This is a genomic window from Stieleria sedimenti (genome assembly GCF_025060895.1).
GTDB lineage: Bacteria > Planctomycetota > Planctomycetia > Pirellulales > Pirellulaceae > Stieleria > Stieleria sedimenti.
In genome coordinates, this window is sequence record NZ_JANZKV010000135.1 from 1 (window position 1) to 3265 (window position 3265).

A 3265-nucleotide genomic window follows, 5' to 3' on the forward strand; every position below is an offset into this window, starting at 1 on the left:
TAACTTAGCGGTATTGGATTGAAGCCCGCACGCGCGTTAGCAAGGGGGCACGCGGCGCCCCTCGCTGACGCGTCGGGCTAACATTCTGCGGGATGCCGGGTGATTCAACGTCGTCCGTCGGCGATCAATTGCGCCAAATCGGTCGTGGTGACGATTCCCACCAGCACGCCTTGATCGGTCACCGGCAGGCGGTGGACTTGAGGCGTGATGAACTGGTGGTTTGACATCTAGATTTCCAGTTTGTCCTTGATCAGTCGGTCCAAATCTTCCAGCGTGTGTGGATTGGTCAGATTCAGCGCGTAGGCGTTGACGAGGCGACGCACGACGTTGACACCCGCCGACGTGCTCGTGCAGACTCCGGTCACCAAGTCCGGTTGAAACCCGAACCCCTTGGTGACGCCGATCACCGAGTACGGGTCGGAGGCGCACAGGACCGTCAATCGCCGTCCCTGGCTGAGCCCCGACGCGGCGACTTGGCCGTTGTACGGTTCGATCGGGGACGCGCCAGCTTCGGCGACCAGAACATCGGGACGCGATTCGGCAATTCGGCCGACCAGGTTGTCGAACGCACGTTGATAGACGTCTTCTTCGCAAATCGTCGAGGGAAGCCCCGTATCGACGAAGTCAAACACCGCGTCGGCTCCCGCGTCGGACATCGAAAGGATATCACGATAGCGTCCCGCACCGGTGAACTTGGCACCCACGACACGCAAGCCCATCTTCTTCAGACGCCGTATGATGATTTTGGCCGAAGTCGTCTTGCCCGATGACATCGACGTTCCGATCAACAGCACGATCGGGCATTCCAGCTTCGCCGGCGCGATCGGGCCGACAAAGTCTTGCATCACGACTTTCTCTCCCCCGCGTTTGACGTGCCCCCGATAGAGCAAATGGATCGGTTCGCCGACAAAGCTGGAGCGCGACGTCACCGTGCCGATCAACCCCGCGGCGGTCATCGCATGCATCTGGCCGTCATAGGGAATCTCTTGCCAACTGCCGACCGATTCGAGCGTGGCGGCACGAAAACCGAATGCGCCGACGATCCAATCACCGATCGAAACTTCGATCATCCGGCCGGTCGTCAGTTCGATCTTGCGACTCGGTGATGTCTGCGTCACTTCGCCGACGACATAGTCGCCCGTCGCCCAAGCATCGCGTGACAGGAGTTCCACTTCGAACGGGGTTTCGGCGAGGTCCGAAATTCGGGTCAGCGATCCGAACGTATATTTTGTTTCACACATCGCCGGCACCTCGTCGTCCGTTCAAGTCACTTCTGCGTTGGTGGAATTTTCGCATGCGGGCGCCACCGATTCGGCCCAGGCGTTGGGGTCGGGCGGGCTGTCGCGATTCGAGATCGGAGCCCCCATCAGCAAACACGCCAACAGCGCGGCGCGTTCGGGCAGCTTGTCTTCGATGACATGTTCGATCAGCGCATGGGCCCCATCACCGACCGCGCCCAACCCGTCCAACGTCGCGGTGTGCAGGCTGGTGTAATTGCCGTCGGAACCACCACCCGCGGCGCCTTCGCGGACTTCAATCCCCAATGCATCGGCGGCTTCCCGGGCGCGCTGCCAAAACGCTCGATTGCGTGGCGTCGGCTCCAGTGGCGGGCGGCCGATTTTTCCGCTGACCTTGATCTGTGTTCCCGCCACGGTGGGCTCGATCGCATAGATCGCCTGTTCCACCCGCCGCGCGATCGCTTCGGTGCGGACTCGGACATCGACTTCCGCGCGGCTTTCGGCGGCAACCACGTTGGGGCGAACACCGCCATCGATCGTGCCCACGTTGACCGTCGTGCCGGCTTCCGGATCGTTCAACGCATGCAGCGTTTGGACGACGTGCGAGAGTTCCAGGATCGCGCTGATCCCCTTGTCGGGATCCAAACCGGCGTGGGCCGCTTTGCCGCTGATCGTGATCACGAATCGGCCGACGCCCTTGCGAGCCGTCTTCAGCCGCCCTTCCGGCCCGAGTGACGGTTCCATCACCATCGCGCGGTCGACGCATTGGGCCAGTTTTTGAATCCGCCAGGCGGATTCACCGCTGCCGATTTCTTCGTCGGAATTGATGAACAACACCGGCGTGACCGACGGAGTGATCCCCAGTTCACGCAGCGCACGCAAGGCGAACACCGCTTGCACGAGCCCCGCTTTCATGTCGTACACGCCGGGACCATGCAGTCGTCCATCACGAGATTCGACCGGCATTTTTGCCAAAGTGCCGATGGGCCAAACCGTGTCACAGTGTCCCAACAGCAGCTGTCGGTCGGTGTGCGAACTCGGGTCGCCCGGCATCGCCAGCAGCTGCCCGCCGGAGGTCTTGCCCGGATAACGCCGGCAGCGGAATCCGATGGATTTTAATTCGGCCTCGAACCGATCGAACACCGGGCCTTGGGTCGCGGGGTCGGCCGACGGTGATTCGATCAGCGCCGTTTCGCGGACCAGCCGCACCATGGAATCCTGATGTGCCGCCAACCAGCTGAAGATCTTTCCTGCGGTTGCTTTGTTCACGATTCGGTGTCCCTGGTTTTCTGAAAGCCGGCCGGGAACGGGAACGCTTGGCTGCGATTGATGATTGCGTAGCGTGCCGGAGCCAGATACGCCAGCAGCGGCGAGTCGGAGACCACTTCTTGATCATCGACATCCATCGATCGCAACGCCGCCGGGGAAATCAGCGCCGAAATGATTTTGCCGGCGATCAGACTGTTGGCGCCGAATCCATCGACGATGCGATCGAGTTTGCATTCGAAAAACAACGTCGATTGCTTCAGGAATACGCCGTCAACGGTGGTCGCCTTGAATCGGGCGAGCGCCGCCAGGGCGGGCTTGGAATCGTCGCCGCAGCGGGGCGAGGCGGTCAGGCTGGTCGTGACCACCGCATCGGCGGTGGGAAAGCTGACCGTGAACACTCCTTCGCGGCGGATGTTTTGATACGTCGCGTGTTCCGGCGTGCACACGAAACCGAAATAGTTTTCCCAGCCCAGCGGCGTCACCATGTGCTTGGGGGCCAGGTCATATTCCCCGTCTTGTTCCCGCGTGCCGATCACCACCAATGGAGCGACCATGAAGAAGCGATCCCAGATCGGAACGCTCACGTCCAGTCGGACCAAGTCGTCAGGTTGTTGATTCGTCGAGCGTTCCACCGATCACCTCTCTTGCTGGATCCGAAGCAGCATCATCCGCCATGCAGCGATGATACCGTGCAAACGGCGTGCCGCGATCAAGGTGGGATGTGTGCGACTCTTCAACGCCGGACGCAAGCTGGAAGC

The 3265-nt window shown here is 61.3% G+C and carries 4 protein-coding genes; all 4 read right to left on the reverse strand.

What is annotated here, in order from left to right; genetic code table 11:
* Positions 1-104 precede the first annotated feature (104 nt).
* Genes NZK35_RS17205 through NZK35_RS17220 form a run of 4 tightly spaced genes read right to left on the reverse strand, consistent with a single transcriptional unit; the run spans position 105 to position 3139 of the window.
* A complete protein-coding gene (locus tag NZK35_RS17205; protein WP_259633771.1) occupies positions 105-227 on the reverse strand; it encodes a CBS domain-containing protein in 123 nt (40 codons plus the stop codon).
* A complete protein-coding gene (locus NZK35_RS17210; protein ID WP_259633772.1) occupies positions 228-1241 on the reverse strand; it encodes a nitrogenase component 1 family protein in 1014 nt (337 codons plus the stop codon). It lies immediately after the preceding gene.
* A gap of 21 nt (positions 1242-1262) precedes the next feature.
* Positions 1263-2507, reverse strand: coding sequence for a M20 family metallopeptidase (locus NZK35_RS17215; RefSeq protein WP_259633773.1), 1245 nt, complete (start codon positions 2505-2507; stop codon positions 1263-1265).
* On the reverse strand, positions 2504-3139 hold the full coding sequence (locus NZK35_RS17220; RefSeq protein ID WP_259633774.1) for a flavin reductase: 636 nt from the start codon (positions 3137-3139) through the stop codon (positions 2504-2506). Before NZK35_RS17220 ends, NZK35_RS17215 begins: the two co-directional genes overlap by 4 nt.
* Positions 3140-3265 lie beyond the last annotated feature (126 nt).

Bases quoted from the DNA above. Each gene is read 5' to 3' on its own strand.
- NZK35_RS17210 (WP_259633772.1), bottom strand. From the start codon at position 1,241: ATGTGTGAAACAAAATATACGTTCGGATCGCTGACCCGAATTTCGGAC.
- NZK35_RS17205 (WP_259633771.1), bottom strand. From the start codon at position 227: ATGTCAAACCACCAGTTCATCACGCCTCAAGTCCACCGCCTGCCGGTG.